At 43.6% G+C, this 399-nt stretch carries 1 protein-coding gene; it reads right to left on the reverse strand.

Features of this window, described 5'->3' with window-relative positions; genetic code table 11:
* A partial coding sequence (locus NE664_15145) for a polyphosphate kinase 1 (GenBank protein MCQ4727968.1) occupies positions 1 to 399 on the reverse strand: 399 nt, incomplete at both ends.

The raw sequence follows: 399 nt of genomic DNA on the forward strand, positions 1-399 counted from the left end.
GCCGCAAAGTTTTTCCGTAACGTCCCCGTCAAGGCGGCGCGTATATTCCATTTGTACCGGAGCCAGCTTACGGCGGCGTTTTATAACCTTTTCCATTTGTTCCAGATAGTCAAGGTCTTCGTCATATATTTGTTCGTTGTCTATGTCGGCGTTGCGGGTGATACGGATAAGGGATTTTGAATATATCTTATAGTTTTTAAAAACCTTGGGAAGGAAATGGAGTATAATTTCTTCGGCAAGCATAAAAGCGCCAGGCTTTGATCCGACGGGTACAAGGCGGCTGAAAAGTCCCGGCGCACATGGTATTATGCCTATTTTTTCCTTTACGTTTTTGGATTCCATTACTGCCACGGCGTATATTTCTTTATTTTTTAGAAAAGGGAACGGCTGTTTTTTGCC

It is taken from the genome of Anaerotignum faecicola (assembly GCA_024460105.1).
GTDB lineage: Bacteria > Bacillota > Clostridia > Lachnospirales > Anaerotignaceae > JANFXS01.